This window comes from Enterococcus sp. DIV0703 (genome assembly GCF_051711065.1).
Taxonomy (GTDB): domain Bacteria; phylum Bacillota; class Bacilli; order Lactobacillales; family Enterococcaceae; genus Enterococcus_B; species Enterococcus_B hirae.
On record NZ_JBIOLX010000001.1, the window covers coordinates 1507042 to 1525156 of the forward strand.

The window sequence follows — 18115 nt, forward strand, 5'->3', positions numbered from 1 at the left end:
CTGGCACCTCCCATTTTTTATAAGTTGATAGCTTCCCCACCAGTTACACCATAAATTTGTGCAGTAACGTAGCTCGCTTTATTTGAAGCTAAGAAAACGTAAACTGGAGCTAATTCTACTGGTTGGCCGGCACGTTCAAGCAAGCTTTGTTGGCCAAATTCAGGAATAGAATCTTCCGGTTGTCCTTCGTCTAACTGTAGTGGTGTCCAAATAGGACCAGGAGCTACTCCATTAACACGAATGCCTTTTGGTGCTAATTGTTTTGCTAAGCCAATTGTAAAGTTTGCAATAGCTGCTTTCGTGGAAGCGTAATCTAAAAGATGTTCACTTGGATTGAACGCTTGAACAGAAGTAGTGTTGATAATTGCCCCTCCTGCTGGAATATGCGGAACCGCCTCTTTAACAATCGCAAACATCGCTAAGATATTCACCATGAAGGTATCTTTCACTTGTTCTAATGGAATTTCTTCAATAGCCGGGCAAGAGATTTGTTGTCCCGCATTTAATACTAATGTATCTAAGCCACCTAATTCACTGACAACTTTTTCAACGATTTCTTTAGGCGCTGTTTCGTCTCTAAGATCATATGGTAGTAAAACAACTTTTCGTCCTGCTTTTTCAATATAGGAAGCTACTTGTTTGGCATCTTCTTCTTCTCCTGGGAAAAAGTGTAAGCCGATATCTGCCCCTTCTCTTGCAAAAGCAATAGCTGCCGCGCGCCCGATCCCTGAGTCTCCGCCAGTAATCAGAACACGGCGATTTTCTAGTTGATTTGATCCTTCATAAGATTCTTCTCCACAGTCAGGAACTGGTTGCATTTCTTTTTGTAATGCTGGTGTATCCTGGTCTTGTTTAGGAAATTCCTCAGTATGGTAAAGTTTACGTGGATCAATTAATTTTGGTTCTGTCATGTGTATCCTCCTCATAGTTTGGTACTTTTTTATTTTGTATAATCTTTTCGGTAAAGATGGTAGCCTACAGCTCCTGCAACAACGATCGAGCCAAAGATAACTAATAAAAAGGCTAAGCCAGAGCTTTTACCAGGTAATCCGCCAGTATTCATCCCCCAAATCCCTGCAATCAATGCTGGAACAGAGATCACTAGTGCCGCCGAATCAAGATATTTCATTAGATGATTCAAATGATTGTCCATCATTCCATTAAAAAGATCCCCAATACTTTCTAACAAGTCACGATAGATCAAAATCATTTTTTCTGTTTGTCTTTGTCTCAATTGGATGTCATAAAGTAGACGAGCATCAGCTAATTTCTCAACAAAATCTTCTGATTGCCATAAGGTATCTAAAGTCCCTTTTTGATCTCTCAACGTATGGTCAATATAAACAATGTCCCGTTCTAAATCCGCTTGCTTATATAGTTCTTCGTTTTCCGTCGTTTTACGCGCTTCTTGATCGAGGGAATCAATCCTCTTTTTCATTTCTGTTAGTTCTTTCACGTAATGGGTATAGATGTTCAAGACAGAATATGCAATAAGTGTTTCAAAAGAATTGATCTTATTCCCATGTTTTGCTAATACTCGATCAAAAAAGTCCGTTTTTTTATCGATACAACTAATCAATAACTCATCCGAATAAATAAACGAAATAGGCATTAATCGATTCTCGATTTTCTGTTCCTGGTTGGACAAATTCAGTAGCACTAAGGAAATCGGATGGTTCAAATTCGTCCCCACAAGCTCTTCAATTCTTGAAACTTCTTCTGGTAGAGAAGTTCCAACAAAGATATCTTTTGGTAAACGATACTTTTCAATCACCTGTTCGATTTCCTTAGTGTCACTACTGTCGATCACGAGCCAATTATAGTTGTTTTTGTCTGTCGTTATTACTTTCTCTTTTCCAATAAAGTAATAGTCCAGCATGATCAATCTCCCTTTCTACAAAGGATGTTAGCTAAAGAAACAGTTGCTTAATTTAATGTTACGATCCAAGACAACAATCTCATTTTCTAAAGAGAAACTGTTTAATTGGTGGTCATATGCAAGATTCAAATGTCTACCTAAATAAGATTGCTCTAATTTAGATGTGTAGATTTCCAGAGTGGGATGTTCGATTTTATTGACGTATTTCCCAAATTCTACAAAGAAAGGAATAATCTGGAAAAAACTGCCTTTTGCACAAGCCCCTTTATCTCTTAAAAACGGATCTGAAGAATCAATCAATGCCAAAGCAATTTTTGAATCTTTTCCTACTTTTTTTGTCAATGCCTCCATCGCATGTTTTGTCATCGTGATTTCCATCATCATCATCTCCTTCAGATTATATATAAGTTACGACATTTTTCCTCAGCGGCTCACTTCTGTGTTACGATTGATTCTGGCATAAAGTGGATATTTAGGGAATTTTGCAACACAACGGAAAGCTGTCATGTTTGCATATTTATCGTAGTATTTTTTAGTTGGCCCTTCAAAATCTTTACTCCATGGTTTAACATGACCAGAGAAGTGGATGATCGATGGATCTTTACGTGTTTCTTCGTATTCCTTTTCTCCTTGTGATGTTGGATGTTTTTTCGCTTTTGCCATGATATATCCTTGAGCATTCCATTTTGGATGTAATGGAATCCAACGATCATGTAAAATTGCATTTAACGCATCTTGATCGTGGAAACGTAATTTTTCAGGATTTTCTTCAATGAATGTTAGAACTTTTTTAGTAATGTCTTGTTCTAACCATTTTTCAACATTGATGAGCATCAATCCAGAATTAAAGTAGCGTGTTGATTTTGCTGGAATCTCCATTTTTTCTAATCGTTGGTGGAAACCAGCATCTTCTACAGCGGCCAAGATCGCACCATTAAATTCAAGATCCCATAATGGTGTAACATCTTTTACGGTAATCATGTCACAGTCCATATATAAAAGACGTTCGACATTTTTTCCTCTAAATAACTCAGGAATAGCAATACGATAGTAAGCAGTTTCCGGAATACGATCACTTGTTACTACATTTTCAAAGAATTTTTTGTTGATCTTCAAGAATTCAACCTCTGTATTCATACGAGAATTCTTAACAGAGAAACGTAATAATTGTTTGCTTTCATTATCAATGTTGTCATCAATAACATAAAATCGTACAAAAACTTTTGGATCACTATTTTCTAATACTGAAACGAACAGCGCCGCTAGATGAGGCACAAATTTGGTATTACAACTTGATACGATTGCGATTTCTTTTCTTCTATTCATTTACCTCTCCCACTTTCTTTAATACGCTATGCGCTAATTTTTTTAAATAAACATTTGTATATGGATGATCTTTTAACGTATTCCATGGTTTGTCATGCCCTGTGAAATGAACGATCGACGGCGATTCATTTCCTGCTTTGTATAATTTTTCATACGCAGCATCTGGAGCAGGATGGCGTTCAAAGATCAAAGAAGTCTGCATATTCCATTTTGGTTCTAATTGCTCCCAGTCTTCATACAGAACTGCATTTAACGCGTCTTGATCATGGTAAATAATTCGATCACCATTTTCTTTTAAATAATTGATTGTTTTTTCAGTGATCATTTTTTCATTCCAACGATCAATGTCGATAACCATCACGCCTGAATTAAAATAATAAGCATCTGATTCAATTCCTAACCGTTTCAAAGCTTTCGTTTGACCTGGATCGATGACAGCTCCAATCGTTTTACCATTTAATGGTTGATCATATAAATGAACGATGTCATCCAGTACTAAAATATCTGAATCTAAATAAAGCACTTTTTTATAGTCGTATTTAGCTAAGATCTTAGGTAAAGATATTCTTAAGTATGCTGTAGTAGTAATATGGTCACTTACTAGGAAATCTTCGTAGACATCTTTATCAACTGTTAAAAATTGAATCGTTGCATTGTCTGAATGTTTTTTAACCGTTTGTCTAAGTCCTTCTTTGCTATATTCAGAAATACCGTCGTCAATGACATAAAAATAAATGTGTCTTGTTTTAGTGGAGTTTTCCAGTACAGTGGCAATCATCACGCTTAAGTAAGGAGCGTAATTTTCATCTGAAGCAGTTACTACCGGAACGATACCTTGTTTCATCTCCATTAAAATCACTCCTTTTTCTAATCTTTTTCTAACCTTTTCTATATCCAGAATATGCCTCAATAAACTTTAAAGCAAAAGATATGCTTCATTTTCATTGAATAATTCATAAAAATAAACCTTTTTTATCGAATTGAAAACGTTAACTTAATCGTTTTTCTGCCTATTTATTCAATTATAGGATTTGAAATACTACCTATATATGTCTAATGAAAACTAAGAATATTTTTTGAAAAAATTCAAAAACACAAAGCATTTTATTTTTATTTTAGGAAATTCTCATTTAACCTTAGAGTAAGCAATAGATAAAGGGAGCGAATAATATGAAATTAGCAGCAATTGATTTAGATGGTACTTTACTCGATCGGAATGGAAAGATACCAAAAGAAAACATCGAGGCACTTCAAAACTTTGATCGACATGGTGGGATCGTCACGATTGCGACTGGTAGAAATAGCATCTCTGCTAAAGATGTATTTGAAGAACTTGGGATCGGCGGCTATTTGATTTCATCTAATGGTTCTTTCGTGGCAAAGATGATGAAAGGCGAGATCCTTCACGTATTGAAACGTTCTAAAATTGAGCTTGCTACCCTTAAACGGGCCTTTTTCTTAGCACAAGAGGCAAAAATATCAATTATTGCTAGTCGAGAAACTCAAGATGATCAATTAACCTTTGATGAGTCAAATTTGGTGAAAGATGATCCCTACTACCAACATTTCAATTTACAAAATCAGACATTTGCTGAAATCACCAAGTTATTAGAAGATCCATCTGTCAGCTATTTAAAATTGGCATTAACAGATAAAGATGAATCAAAATTGCAAAAACTGCAACAAGATTTAAAAAGTGAAGGGATTGATTCCGTCTTTTCAGACCCCCATTTTTTGGAAATCACACCTAAAAATGTAACAAAGGCTCACTCATTAATCTTTTTAGCTGAGACCTTGGAAATCGATCCTCATGAGATCGTTGCCTTTGGTGATCAGGAAAATGATATTGCGATGCTAAAAGTCAGTGGAACAAGTATTGCGATGGGAAATGCACAGAAACAGGTAAAAAATATTGCGGATGAAGTAACCAAAACAAATGAAGAAGCTGGTGTAGCGTATATTATCAACAATTATTATTAAGGTTTAAGGAGGGAGACAAAATTGTTAGTAATCGTCGATATGCAAAATCATATTCTAGATCCTGAGAGTAAATATTATGTTCAGCACGCAGATAAGTTAATCAAACAAATCCACTCACGTTTAGAAGCTGCACGTAAAAAAAACGAATATATTCTTTTTACCAGAGATATACCAGTCGAGCGAAAAGAGCAGGATGAAGAAGGCGAAGATTTGCAAATCATTCCTACACTTGCTCCTAAAGAAAATGAAAAAGTCGTCAAGAAATACTACTTCACGATGCCACCGGAAAGCTTACTTGAGATTAAACAAGAAGCTTTTGACCAAGATGAAAAAGAAAAGCACATTGAAGTCGTTGGTACAGAAACGAATCTCTGTGTCTTATCGAATACCATTGCTTTACAAAGTGTATTTCCAGAAGCTGATTTTTTAGTGGATACAGCTTTTGTTTCTGAAAATAAGCATGGCGATCAAGCGCTAAAACTACTCAAAGATTTTAATGTTGAGTTGAAGTAACCGAAAATAAAACGCCCACAACATTTAACTTTGTGGGCGTTTTATTTCGTTATTTACTAAAGGCTTTTCTTTGTTCGTACTATCTATTTCCTAAAATTTGTATTGATCGTTCCCTCACTTTGTGGAAAGTAACGGTTAGGATATTTTTACTACTAAACTTCCTATAGCGTTTATAAAAAATATCAAATGAGGTTCCCCATCTCCAATAAACAATAGTTGAAACGTCAGTTATTAGTCATTTCTAAAAGCATGCAACTTTTCAAAATAAAAAAACAATGATTATCTAATCATTGTTTAAAGAAACGAGCGCTTTAATATGTACCCTGTAGGACTCGAACCTACGACCGGACGGTTATGAGCCGTCAGCTCTAACCAACTGAGCTAAGGGTGCAGTAAAAATTTTAAGATATAAAAATAACTTATATCTACTATAGCATGAATAAAAATCCGAAACAAGCTTATTTAATAAAAATCCAAAAGCATTCCATTAAATAACAAATATTCTATTTGGATCAGACGATTTCCAGCTCTCCCCCTCCCTCTTCACCACAAATGCTCTATCACTTGGTATATAAATTGCTTGAATCATTTGTTTTTTCAAACACGTAGCATATTATTTGTTCTGTTACTCGGAACGTGCTATCTTGTATTTGGGTTGTTTTTTTATTCTTATGATTATTTAAGTCGTAATCACTTTTCGAAGTGTTTTCCAACTCTTAGTATAAGTGGTTGTTCGTTGTTAACCTACGACTGAAAATCAATGATTATTTAAATACGAAATCTATAGGAGTTAGTACTATGATAACATTGAGTCGACTTATTTTTTTTATTCCTACCTTAATTCTTATCCCTATTATTTGTTACTTAATCAACTGGAACAAGGAACGCCTAATTTTAGCGTTTTTTACGTTACCAGCAATCTTTTTTTCATATAAAATCTTAAATTATCAGTATTTTGAACCAGATCAATTATTCGTAGCAGAACTGATTGGTTTGATTCTAGCTTTGTTATTACCAATTGCTTATTTGGTTTATTTAAATAGAAAGCATTGATCGATGAATTTATTTGAATGACAAAAGGAGCGAATTTATGAGTATTGAAGAAGCGATTTTATTAGATACACTACGCTGTCGGCTGGATTATCTCCGAAAAAAAAAGAATTTAACCGTTAATGAAGTGGCTGAACAAACCTCACTCCCGTTGGAAACTTATCTACAATTAGAGCAGGGAAAACGTTGTCCGAGCGCTATCGATCTAATTTTTATTGCGGATTTTTATCATGTATCTGTTGACTATTTGATCGGACGATCAGAAAAACCAGACCGCGTAAATTAAACCATCTAATCTAAATGAAAGAGAGTGAGTAAATGCGCTTATGGCATGAAGAATTAATCCCTTTGCTTCCTAGAAAACAATTATTAGGTCAACATAGAGAATGTTGTGCATTAAGAGGTAATGGTTGGGGAAGAAAGCATGCAACAGTTGATTATGTCTTCCAACATTCCCCTTACAAGCTTTATCAGTATCACCAACTTATTCTTACTGAAATGAAAAAGCGCCATTATCTTCCTTCTCCAGAATGGTCTGTCCCGGAGTACCGTGGGAAAGCCTGTGATCCTTATACTTATCTTTCTCCTCAAAAACAAACTTCACCTATTTATCCTGAGCATGACGAAGACTACCTGATGATCTGTTTAACAAACCTTAAACAAAAAGGAATTGATTTAATCCATATAAAAGCTGCGGATTCTTAAAAGTTCATCAGATTTTCCTCATTTATTGATTCAAATAAACGCAATGAATATGAGAGTATGAACCTTTTCTCACTCTCATATTCATTATATTAGGATTCATTTAAACTGTCTGACTGACACATTCATTCGTCGATCACGATTCTTCGCTATTGAATAGGGAGAGGTCCGTATCCCTTCCTCAATAGTCTTCACTTGAGCGGCAGAGCAGCATTTTTCTTTACTAAGAAAAAACAAAAAAACTACTCTAATGAAAGAGTAGTTTTTATTATGACAGTATTAACCTTTTACGATGTTTACTGCTTGAGGGCCACGTTGACCGTCTTCAATATCAAAAGTCACTGCTTGACCTTCGTCTAATGTTTTGAAACCGTCACCTTGGATAGCTGAGAAATGTGCAAAAACATCATTTCCATCTTCAGCAGTGATAAATCCAAAACCTTTGTCTGCGTTAAACCATTTTACTGTACCGTTATTCATATATATTTCCTCCTAATACGTATCAACGTACGATTTTATTGCAATAAATTATTGATAGGCAAAAGGAGTCATAAACTAAAATAGTTAGCTCAAATTACGTTTCAAAATAGATTACTTATTTAATATAGCATAGATAAATGAGAAACACAAGAATAAACCTCTACTTTTTTTATAGTTTTTTAATTAAAGCGAATAGGCTATTTCTATCCTGTTTATCTTATCTTCTATATAAAGTTAAACAATCCTTAATTAGCAAAGTTTTCTTCTTTATGCTATAATAATAAATGGAATTTCGTTATCAACGTTTCGTTGCCTTTCGCAAGAATTTAAGAAAGGAGAATGATTATGACATTCTATAACAAAGACTTACAATATCGTGTAACTCTAAATACTGATTTGAATCTATTTGTGGTATTTGATAAAACAAATGAAAATCGAGTAGCCACTGGAGTGACGATTGAACAAGCAGTGCAAGAATTGAAAAAATCCGCATAGGAGTGAAAACCCCAAATGAACGATTACAGTTCTAGTTCACTTTAAAAGCACCTATTCATTCAATGGTAGGTGCTTTTTTGTCGTCTATTTACCTCACTTTATTCAGTTCTCTCCTTAACTTATTCCGCCATTAATGAGTATACAATTAAAAATTGGACAAGGTAATACAAAACTCTTTGTCGGTTATATACTACGTGCTATTATCTAAATTATGCAAAGGCTGTATAAGGATGGGTCATATGATTACGATGAGTAAATTACTGTTTTGGATCCCTTTTATTGGTATTATTCTTTTTTTGTCTCTTTATACAAAATGGAACAAATATGACATACTAATGCTTCTCTCCTCTTTTCCGTCTATCTATTTTATGATCCAAAATTTAGAATATTCCTATAGTCAACCTGTTCAATTATTCGATTTCTATCTTAAAGGACTCGCTTTTTCCACCATCTTCTATTCCATTCTTGTTTTCATTATTATCAAAAAGAAGAAATAGCTCACTTGTTTTAATGACAAGAATATTATTTTTCACTTTTTAAAATCTGTAACTACTGGCATTCTAACAGAGAAAACTATGCAAGGTGTCCAGCGATATTCAATCGATGTAATAAAAATAATCTTACAGCCTAAAAAACTAACCTAAACAAAATTAGTAAAAAAATTTTTGGAACACCTGCAAAATAACAAATAAACGGTGCTCCAGCATCTATTCTGAAGACAGGATAAATGTTGAACGTCTACCAACGTTTCATTTTTTTATCCTGTCTTCAGAACTGATTGATGCTTTTGCTACCGTTTTCGTTTGACTTACGTCACGTTTGAGCTTTGGCACTATGCAACGTAAAGTTTGCACTTAGCTACCTTAAGAAAAGCCTTGCTATCGACAATCCCTGTTCTACCCATTGGCGTCTCTCGACATTTTTGGGCAGTAGCTTATGTTTACATAGAAGCCTCACCTAACTATTTGAAGATATTTAAATGAAAATCATCAACGACACTAAAAGTCCAAAAAAGCCGACTACCGGAATCATTCCCCAAGTTACAAAGGTTTTATCCTTAGCAAGCTTAGAGTACCTCTGGTCATTATCCATTTCATTCACCTCATCTTTCTATTCTTAATAAACCATATTAATGATTTTTTGTCAAAATTTCATTCGTGAATCCTAGAATGCGTATTTGGACAATCCCCTGCTAATCTATTTCTCCATCTAATTGAGTCAATGCTCCATCACATGGAATAACTGACCAACAAAAAAATCTAACCAGTACATGCTCCGGCTAGATTTAATAGTTGATTTTGAATCAGACTTTTTATCGTCTCTTTCATTTTTTTGAAAACTAATTTAATTCGTCTACTTTATTTTTGATTTCTTTAGGAATCTTTTCTTCTGCAATTACTCTAGGAGAGCTTGTTCTTTTGTCACTGATGTCAGCTTGAACGTAACTGCCTGGTTTCAATGGTTGTGGTGCTTCTCCACTCACACTAAATGTTCGTTTGGTTGCTTTACCATCAGCTTTTACAAAAGTCACGTCATAATGGTAACTATATTCACCCGCAATGATTTTCCCATCGCTGTTCTTTGATTTCGTTTTTTCTGGCACTTCTGCTGGAATCTTAGTGTATGCAGTAGTTGTTTTATATGTTTCGCTATAATATTTGTAACCGAAAAATCCTCCAACTCCTAATAAAATTAATACAATAACCCCGAATATTCCCTTTTTCATAAACTCACCTCATCAATAAATTTAACTTATTTTATCTTTTTTGAGCTTTTTTTTCCATTTATTTATCTTTCAAATTTGTCACATAAATGACATTAACCACTTATCAATAGATGCTTATCATCTCCTACATCTTTTTTGATAATCCTACTTCTCTATTACTTTCTCGATACCTAACATGATCTTTCGAATAATAAAAAATAACAAATTTTATAATTACATATTTCCAAATCAAACACATCATGTTACTATATGTAAGTAAAAAATGAATATTCTTATTTGATGCGAACTGTTAGGTGTTTTTTTGAAGCTTTTCATTTGTGAAAAACTGAATATTTGGTAGTAAAGATGTCTTAATAAATGAAACACAAGATATCTATATTTTGGCGACTATCACTACCTGCCATTAAGTGGGAGTAAATTAGATAATTATTATGGAGGAAACAATGGTTAAAAAAAGTGTTGTAGGGGAAGATGGCAAACGTTACGTAGTAAAGGAGAAAAAGCCATTTTATAAAAAAGTTTGGTTTTGGGTACTAGCAATCATTCTTGTAGCAATAATTGGATCTGCACTGGGTGGCTCAGATGACAATAAAGCAAGCGATAACGGCGGAGAAAAAGTGACAAAAACAAGTTCTACTAAAGAAGCTACATCAAGCTCTTCTTCAAAAGAAGCGCAAGAAAGTTTTTACCAAGTTGGGGATACTGTAAAAGTTGGCGATGCTGAGTACACATTAAACAGTGTGGAACTTACTGACGAAAGAAATCAATTTGCAGATGAACAACCTGCTCAAGTAGTCAAGATTACTTACACAATTAAAAACAATGGTCAAAATGACCTTCCTGTAGGAATGGATGTAGAAGTTTATGGCTCTGACGATAAAAAAGCTTCTTCTTATCCAAATGACAATACAATGGGATCAGTTGCTCCTGATAAAGTAATGGATTGTACTGCTCATTTTGGTCTGAATCAGACTGGAGACATCGAAATTCAGTTTAGCCCATTAGTTTCTATCGAAAAAGCGGCGAAATTTAAAGCAACAGTCTAGTTTATAGATTCATATCAGAACATTTTAGAAAAAAGTTAAACGACGGTGAGCTATTGATATGGTTAACCGTCGTTTTTTGGTGAAAAACAAGTTAAGAAATAGCGAGTATCTACTGTCCTTCTTTTAAATAGTCACTATCTGTTATTGCTTTGAACAGTTTGTGCATTTTGCGTTCATTTAGTTTTGTTTAGTTTTGTTTAGTTTTTTTCATCTCATCCTTCCTAATACTAACTTCTATATATTACATAAAATTTATACTACATAAGTGAACTAATTTTTCGATCGTATTTCATAGTTCCCGCATATCATTTTATAAACCTCGGTTGTATTCTTCTAGTTGGAGTAATCGAACGACAAAGTCTTTGATAAGTCTCTTGATAACCAAAGCTTAGGACACGAATCAACTATTTTCTGACTCGTGTCCTTTGCGTTTATCCTTTTTCTTATGAGGGACTATAAAAAAAGAATCGTTTGGTCAAAACCTTCTTATCCAGGCGCATCTTCTAGTGTCCAAATTAGGCTTCCTTGATATGCCCCAGTTTTGTAAAAAGGATGTAAATTTAACTGAATCTTATGATGATCAGTGAAGCTTGCACTACCCTCTCCTTGCCAAACCAATTGGTCTTCTGCATTAATCGTTTGATCCACTCCACTCCTCTGCAGATGAAGAGCATTATGCAACTGGTCATTCTCTTGGTTAGTTAAAGGTCGTTCTTCTTTTAACTTAACGTGCCAATGACTCTTCTCCAACACACTTTCATCGATAAGCTGAATTTCTTTTTGATTCGTTGCTTGTACCGATTGATCTTGACCCGGAATCTGTTGTTCCCCAAACGTCAACTGTTCCGGTAATCTAAGCTTAACCCCGTGATCAATTAAAACCTGACGGCTCTCTTCCTTTGATTTTTGTCCTTTTTCGTTTTCCATATAAAAAGCAACTTCCTTGTTCAACCAATTTTCAGGAAGCTGAACATTCACTTTATCTTGGATCTCGTTTTCGGAACTTGGATAGTCCTTTAACCTTAAGACTTCATCTCCACATTTCGCCATAAATGATAAATTCTGTTTCTCTTCATAAGAAATATGAACCGTCACCTCTCTTGTTTTTGAGAAACGAGAAAACAGTAAAGGATTTTCTTTAGGCATCAAAGTAAATTCAATTGGCGAACCTTTTTTATAATGATGAACGAATTGCTGTTCTTCTTGAGTAAAGATTCCTTGATCCCTTTCCACTATTTCCTTGACTGGATAATATCCGTTCAATTCTGGATATTCTTGTGATAGATCAAAAGAATCTGTTATGATTCCTGAAATGATTTTAGGATCAGAAAGTTGTTGGTTATTTTCATCCAAGTAATTCAGTATGACCTTCCCCACGTAGTATACAGAAGAATAGGCAGAACTCGTTCCTTTCTGTTTGTGATTAATCTGTGTAGTAACAGTGACAGGAATGTTTAAATAGTCTTCTTTCAAATTCGTTTTATCTACCGGATTTTGCTTACTCCCAATCCACTCAAGATTAAGTTGATAATTCAAAACTGTATCATAAAGATTTTCGTTGTTAGGGTCTTTTAACGTTAGTTGATAGGAATGATCATCTTTTAGATTCCCCACAAAAAGATCACTAATGTCCGTCCCATCAAACTTCACTACATTAAAATCTTTAATCTTATATTGTGAGTGAGCTGTCACATCATCCAATGAAAAAGCCACAGATAAATCTTTCATTTTATTCCCATGCCCCACATTCGGTATGGTTTGCATCGCATTTAAAGTAACCTTTTGTTGTTCCTTATCAAAACGCTTATCCACTGCTTCAGCAGCAGGAAACTCTGGACTAGCCAAAAAATCTGTTTCATACATGAGAGAGGATGGCGTATTATCTAAGTTTTTAACAACCGTTTCTATTTTAGTTACTGGTTTAGTGATAATCTGGAACTCTTGTGTAGGATGCCCCCATGGTTTCGAAAAATTATTTTCAAAATACGTCCAGAAAGAATGATCATCACTCCACGTATGGTAACTGATATCTGTTGGATTATTCGCAACAAGATATTTTGCCACCTTACCGATATGATTATAGCCGATATACTTGTTTCGATTGATCCCAAAATAATTAAAAGAAGTTTCAATTGGAAAGGCATTCCCCGCTTGATCGAAAAATTCATAAGTAAGAAAGACTTCGCCAGAGATATCGATATCTAAAAAACTCTTTGGATTGCCAATACCGATCTCTCCTCCTGCTTGTCCATCCTTTTTTTTCATTATTATTTTAACATCTACTGGTTTCCCATTGAAAAAGCCAACATTTTTGATCAACGCACTACTTTCTGGATTCTCCTGATTGACAACCAGCCAATTCCCAGAATACTGACCTTTAACTTGTTCCACAGTTGTAAAACTACCATAATGCATCATAAATGTGTTATTTGCGGGAGTTTCTATCGTATTTGCATATCTGAAATACGGAAGATTTGTAATACTTCCAGCTGCTCGAACTTCTTTTGGAAATATGCCAATCAACCCTAACAAAAAAGGAAGTAACCAAATTTTATTAAACTTACGAACAAATTTCTTCCTCTTTTTACACCAATACAGGATGATTAAAGTCAATAGAGCTACACCAATAAAGAGATATAAATGATGGTTAGATTGGTTTGTTTTGGGATACATTTTTATTTTTCCAACTTCTTCAGACTTCGCTTGTCCATCAGTAACTGGTCTATTTCTCTCATTTGGATTAAGAACTTTTTCCATCGGGACACTTTGGTGCGCACTCGTTGGTTGGTAAAAACGAATCCCTACCTGACTATTGACCTGGCTATCAGCTAAACCAATTCGTGGGAAAACCACTAAGAAAGCCAGTAAGAGTATATTGAGCCATCGCTTTTTCATCAATGTGCCACTTCCTTTAATTTCCTTTATTCCTTCGCAATTTTGTAATATGCCACAGTAACAAGCCAATAATGAGTAAGCAAACAATTAGCCCCCCATATAAGTATTGGTAGTTATTGTTCTTCGATTTTTTAAGCTTAACCGTTTTGTTGTTAAGACTTTCATCTTTTCCTTTTACCGTAAAGTCTTTTTTCAACGTCCAAACTTTCCCCGACTTTTCTTTCAAAACGGTAATTAACGTATACTCTCCTTTTTTTAAAGGTTCATTTTCCCAACTAATCGGTAATTTGAAGGTACTTCGTGGTGCTAAAGAAACCAGCTTACTAACATCGTGCAGTACTTCTTTCTGTTTCTTTTTTGTGATGAAAGCATGAAGATCCAATTGACTCATAATCATTGGTTGTGGATTTGCCAATTTTGCATAGACTGTTAAATAACCATTATCTAATCCTGGCTTTGCCTCCAAGAGTTTTAGTTCAGGAGCAATTTTTTTGTCTGAACATTGGAGTTGGATACCAATTGTATACGCAAATTTATTTGCTAAGCTAAATCCAGCTGGTTGATCCTCTGCCTTATTCTTTTCTTCATAGCAATAAAAACCACCCAGAACCGTCCCCTCAAATCCAGTTGACGGAATCTTTAATTGAAACACGACATCTTTTTCTTCATTCGGATTCAGTTCAACTGTTTGAGGACCTGAAATCAGTTCTTCTAAAGAAGGACCACCTAATAATTTTTGATTATGTTGTGAATAATCTAGCACCCCATTTTTATTGGTAGTCGCATTATTGGCTGCTACTTTGACTTTTATCTTTTCAGAGCTGGTATTTTTAAGCTTTATCGTCAACTCTTGGGACTGGTTAGGCTCAACTTTAAGATCATAATAGCTTGCTTCTGAACGTTGATTCTCTGGCAAGACAGCCTTAGCTTCAAAGTTCACTTCTGTTTTTTCAGCAAAAACTGAGGCAGGGTGGCAAGCAAACAGTAAACTTGTCATAAAAAGGATGGAGACTATCCAGCCCCATCCCGGCCTAAATTTATACTGGAGCATCGCTTAACGTCCAAGTAATCTCAGCTGTATAATTTTTTGCTTCCACACCTGCCCGGGGAACATGTAATTTCACATTTTCGTTCTTGCCATCTGTTCCTTCGAATACTGCAGCAAAAGCCCCTGCACCTTCGCCTGGTTGAGCCAACATAACGGTTTGATTGACTTCGTTTAGTACAAATGTATGATCTTTTGACTCTACCAAATGAGGTGCTTTGGATGAGTTGTTTTTCGTTACTACTTGACCATTGCTTAAAGATAGCTGTGCGCCTGTCAACTCCGAGTGATCTTTATCTGTTGAAGTAAATGGTGAGATAGATACACCTAATGTCCAGCCTTTCGCTCCCCCACGAGTATCATTCACTTGGACAAATGGCTTTTTATTCAATGCAAAATAATCCGCATCTCCTTGTTGGATTTCTTGTTCACCAAAAGTAATGTTTGATGCGAAAGGAATAGACAATGAGCCTTTCGCTCCTGTGCTTGGATCGTCATCATGGGTATCATCTGGTACCACTGGCTGAACATCACTACCCGAACCTTCCTTCAAAGTTACATTTGTTTTATTTGTGACTTGACTTGTTAGTCCTTCATTTTCAGCTGCACAAACCACGGAACTAGATGTCCCTAATGCCAATAAGGCAAGTCCAGCTATACTAACAACTTGTTTCTTCATAATTCTCTTCCTCCTAATAAAAATTAGTCTGCAATTGCAACTACAACTATTCTTCCATTTCTTGATGAGGAAAAAAACAGTAAAAAAATTCCGGAATCTGGAAAAAAATTAGAAGTACTTTTTTGAAAAACGTTTCATCTCTCATTTGATTTCCTATTGATACTGCAATAATTGATTGAAAACAGGTGCCAATTCGACTTATTCTCAGCTAAGCCATTTACGATCAAATCCAAAAGTGCTGATTGACTCAATCTATTTTTCAATTAAAAAGAGGTCGTGATATGTCCAGATTTGAGAAAAAGCCGGAGAATCCAAAGACAGTTTTCCTATTTTTGGAATTCTTCGGCTTATTTCAAGGAGCTGATGCTTAAACATCGTTTAGAGTAAAGTGTGAGTTTTATGTCTCAGACTCTGACAAATAAACCCTTGAAAATTTTGATTGTTGATAAGTTTAAAAAAATAGTTATTTGTTTGTAGCTCTTTCTCTATGCAATTCATATAAGATTTTTTCAAGATTTCGCCAGTTACGTTCTGTCGGAATATTTTTCATTAACAGTAACGGTGTATTTTTCGTATCCAAGAAATAATTTGAGATTACTAAATCAACCTCTTCAAATTTGGTTTCAGAATCAAAAAAAGAAAGAGCATAAACATTACTAAACAATGTTTTGATTTTATTCATTAACCATAATCGATGAGGACGATGTAGATCATCCGTGAGCAAAATTTTTATTGGTTGAATACTTTTGAGTAACAATCCATAATAATCCAGCAAATAGTAATAATTTAAAAACAGCTGGTGCGTGTTCTTTAAATGGGGTAATAACTCTGCGGGAGCTATCTGTATCATAGAGTCATGAAACTTCTGAACCATTCGGCAAATTTGAGGATCAAGCTTTTCTACTTCAGATATATATGATTTATTGAAAAAAACATCGGGATTCCCCCAGAAAAAACAGCTTCTTTCATAAAACGCAATCAAGCTAAACAAATGATTCTGGTTCCTTCGATCAAAGTCGTAATCAAAGACTTCTTTTAGCGAACAACTGAGCAATTCAACTAAACGATAGGCTAAACTTTGACTTCTTGTATGAGCACGCACCGCTTGTTGCTCATAGCACTCCTTTCCCTCAACAATACCGAAAGCATAGATTACCCGATATAGAAAATATCGTTCATTGTCTGACAATAGCAACTGGCTTTCTTTCAACCACATCGAGACCAATTCAAAGTTTGGATCACTCTCGATTGTTGATTTCACCTCTTCATCTAGTGAAATAATCTGCTTCTTAGTTCTTTCAAGTATAATCGCTAACCAAAAACTCAGCGTTTTCGTTTGTAAAGCATCTAATTTAAATCCATAGGTTTTTTCAAAACATTGAACATACTTCATGATCCTGTCACAATCAATCAAAAAGGGCCAGTGACCATCTCGTGTTGATTCCCAATAAAAATAGTAATAAAAACTTCTGATATTGATCTCTTCGGCTTCTATTTCCAGTTTAAACGAGTGAAAACCGATCTTGTATCTTTTAAAGTAAGGAACTAATAATTTAGCATATCTAAAAACGGTAGATGTACTCGTATATTGTTTTTCTGCAAAGTCTTCGATTCTTTTTTCGGGATATTTGAACATAAAATCAATTAATTGGTAATTATATGATTCTTTATAATAGGGAAGATAAATACTATATATGGGAAAGTCTTCTTCCTTTTGGATACAAAAGCGCTGATTATTCTCATTTTGTAAAACAATTTTCCCATTAAACTGTTCAAACAGCTCTGATAATTCCTTCATATAAAGAGAAATTGATTTAACAGATCCTCCTATATATTGCTGTATCTCATCCATCGTATACCCATTGTCCGCTTCAAGTAAAAAGTGAATTAGTTTCACTTTTTTTTGGGAGGCTTTCGTCAAAAAAGTTTGCATTCAATCACCACCAATTTAAATATTTTTAACTTTCTTAACATTCAAAAGACATTGTTCGTTAACGTTTTGGATTATAGCATACACTGGTTTACGATCAATTCATATGAAATTAACGAGTCATTTTTCAAGTCACAAAGCTAAATCCATTCTCCCATGACAATCAGAAAAATCTACCATTCGGGTAACATTATTTATAATATTTTGTCCAAAATAAAAAGCCCTAGATAAGAGCCATTTTTTTCTTTCTATAAAACTACGATTTATTAACTAAAACAAAACTATGAATAGTCAACAAAAGTTCAAACATGCTTTTAGCTCTAATTCCATTTATAATCTGATCAATTAATTTTAGACTAGATGAACAAC

Annotated in this window: 18 protein-coding genes, 1 tRNA gene and 1 riboswitch; of the genes, 7 read left to right on the forward strand and 12 right to left on the reverse strand. The window is 34.6% G+C overall.

Features of this window, described 5'->3' with window-relative positions; translation table 11 throughout:
• Positions 1-17 precede the first annotated feature (17 nt).
• The 5 genes from IGK81_RS06845 to IGK81_RS06865 are packed head-to-tail and all read right to left on the reverse strand — an operon-like array spanning position 18 to position 4055.
• Positions 18-911, reverse strand: coding sequence for an SDR family oxidoreductase (locus IGK81_RS06845; RefSeq protein WP_010719082.1), 894 nt, complete (start codon positions 909-911; stop codon positions 18-20).
• A 29-nt stretch (positions 912-940) separates the two neighbouring features.
• Complete coding sequence (locus tag IGK81_RS06850) at positions 941-1879, reverse strand: magnesium transporter CorA family protein (RefSeq protein ID WP_034698118.1); 939 nt, start codon at positions 1877-1879, stop codon at positions 941-943.
• A gap of 27 nt (positions 1880-1906) precedes the next feature.
• The gene (locus IGK81_RS06855) at positions 1907-2257 is read right to left on the reverse strand and encodes an iron-sulfur cluster biosynthesis family protein (protein ID WP_010719080.1); all 351 of its coding nucleotides are present in this window, start codon (positions 2255-2257) and stop codon (positions 1907-1909) included.
• A 45-nt stretch (positions 2258-2302) separates the two neighbouring features.
• Positions 2303-3205 carry a glycosyltransferase family 8 protein gene (locus tag IGK81_RS06860; protein ID WP_412003849.1) on the reverse strand — a complete coding sequence of 301 codons (903 nt, stop codon included), beginning with the start codon at positions 3203-3205 and terminating at the stop codon, positions 2303-2305.
• Positions 3198-4055 (reverse strand): glycosyltransferase family 8 protein, encoded by an 858-nt coding sequence (locus IGK81_RS06865; protein ID WP_010719078.1) that lies wholly within the window; start codon positions 4053-4055, stop codon positions 3198-3200. Before IGK81_RS06865 ends, IGK81_RS06860 begins: the two co-directional genes overlap by 8 nt.
• A gap of 320 nt (positions 4056-4375) precedes the next feature.
• On the opposite strand from IGK81_RS06865, the gene IGK81_RS06870 reads away from it, so the two are divergent.
• Together IGK81_RS06870 and IGK81_RS06875 are read left to right on the forward strand one after the other, a co-directional pair.
• Positions 4376-5185 carry a Cof-type HAD-IIB family hydrolase gene (locus IGK81_RS06870; protein ID WP_010737655.1) on the forward strand — a complete coding sequence of 270 codons (810 nt, stop codon included), beginning with the start codon at positions 4376-4378 and terminating at the stop codon, positions 5183-5185.
• A 21-nt stretch (positions 5186-5206) separates the two neighbouring features.
• Positions 5207-5698, forward strand: a complete 492-nt coding sequence (locus IGK81_RS06875) for an isochorismatase family protein (RefSeq protein ID WP_010719076.1) — start codon at positions 5207-5209, stop codon at positions 5696-5698.
• 317 nt (positions 5699-6015) lie between these two features.
• On the opposite strand, the gene IGK81_RS06880 is transcribed toward IGK81_RS06875, so the two are convergent.
• A tRNA-Ile gene (locus IGK81_RS06880) sits at positions 6016-6089 on the reverse strand.
• A gap of 407 nt (positions 6090-6496) precedes the next feature.
• On the opposite strand from IGK81_RS06880, the gene IGK81_RS06885 reads away from it, so the two are divergent.
• The 3 genes from IGK81_RS06885 to IGK81_RS06895 are packed head-to-tail and all read left to right on the forward strand — an operon-like array spanning position 6497 to position 7453.
• Positions 6497-6751: a hypothetical protein gene (locus IGK81_RS06885; RefSeq protein ID WP_010719075.1), complete on the forward strand. Its 255-nt coding sequence runs from the start codon at positions 6497-6499 to the stop codon at positions 6749-6751.
• 37 nt (positions 6752-6788) lie between these two features.
• Positions 6789-7034 (forward strand): helix-turn-helix domain-containing protein, encoded by a 246-nt coding sequence (locus tag IGK81_RS06890; RefSeq protein ID WP_034698123.1) that lies wholly within the window; start codon positions 6789-6791, stop codon positions 7032-7034.
• 32 nt (positions 7035-7066) lie between these two features.
• Positions 7067-7453, forward strand: coding sequence for a TIGR02328 family protein (locus IGK81_RS06895; RefSeq protein ID WP_034698126.1), 387 nt, complete (start codon positions 7067-7069; stop codon positions 7451-7453).
• 276 nt (positions 7454-7729) lie between these two features.
• On the opposite strand, the gene IGK81_RS06900 is transcribed toward IGK81_RS06895, so the two are convergent.
• Complete coding sequence (locus IGK81_RS06900; RefSeq protein WP_010719072.1) at positions 7730-7930, reverse strand: cold-shock protein; 201 nt, start codon at positions 7928-7930, stop codon at positions 7730-7732.
• Between the two features lie 345 nt (positions 7931-8275).
• Here IGK81_RS06900 and IGK81_RS06905 point away from each other — a divergent pair, with 345 nt between their 5' ends.
• The gene (locus IGK81_RS06905; RefSeq protein ID WP_010719071.1) at positions 8276-8425 is read left to right on the forward strand and encodes a hypothetical protein; all 150 of its coding nucleotides are present in this window, start codon (positions 8276-8278) and stop codon (positions 8423-8425) included.
• A gap of 803 nt (positions 8426-9228) precedes the next feature.
• A riboswitch (M-box (ykoK) riboswitch) is annotated at positions 9229-9397 on the reverse strand.
• A gap of 367 nt (positions 9398-9764) precedes the next feature.
• On the opposite strand, the gene IGK81_RS06910 is transcribed toward IGK81_RS06905, so the two are convergent.
• Positions 9765-10151, reverse strand: a complete 387-nt coding sequence (locus IGK81_RS06910; protein ID WP_034698128.1) for a DUF1093 domain-containing protein — start codon at positions 10149-10151, stop codon at positions 9765-9767.
• A gap of 443 nt (positions 10152-10594) precedes the next feature.
• Between IGK81_RS06910 and IGK81_RS06915 the strand changes: the two genes are divergently transcribed.
• The gene (locus IGK81_RS06915; protein ID WP_010719068.1) at positions 10595-11197 is read left to right on the forward strand and encodes a DUF4352 domain-containing protein; all 603 of its coding nucleotides are present in this window, start codon (positions 10595-10597) and stop codon (positions 11195-11197) included.
• Positions 11198-11683: 486 nt separating this feature from the next.
• On the opposite strand, the gene IGK81_RS06920 is transcribed toward IGK81_RS06915, so the two are convergent.
• From IGK81_RS06920 to IGK81_RS06935, 4 genes are all read right to left on the reverse strand, one after another.
• Positions 11684-14092, reverse strand: coding sequence for a MucBP domain-containing protein (locus IGK81_RS06920; RefSeq protein WP_051641756.1), 2409 nt, complete (start codon positions 14090-14092; stop codon positions 11684-11686).
• A gap of 16 nt (positions 14093-14108) precedes the next feature.
• Positions 14109-15143, reverse strand: coding sequence for a DUF916 and DUF3324 domain-containing protein (locus tag IGK81_RS06925; protein WP_034698131.1), 1035 nt, complete (start codon positions 15141-15143; stop codon positions 14109-14111).
• Positions 15130-15816, reverse strand: coding sequence for a WxL domain-containing protein (locus IGK81_RS06930; RefSeq protein ID WP_010719065.1), 687 nt, complete (start codon positions 15814-15816; stop codon positions 15130-15132). Before IGK81_RS06930 ends, IGK81_RS06925 begins: the two co-directional genes overlap by 14 nt.
• Positions 15817-16279: 463 nt before the next feature.
• Positions 16280-17749 carry a helix-turn-helix domain-containing protein gene (locus tag IGK81_RS06935; protein ID WP_034698135.1) on the reverse strand — a complete coding sequence of 490 codons (1470 nt, stop codon included), beginning with the start codon at positions 17747-17749 and terminating at the stop codon, positions 16280-16282.
• Positions 17750-18115: the final 366 nt, after the last annotated feature.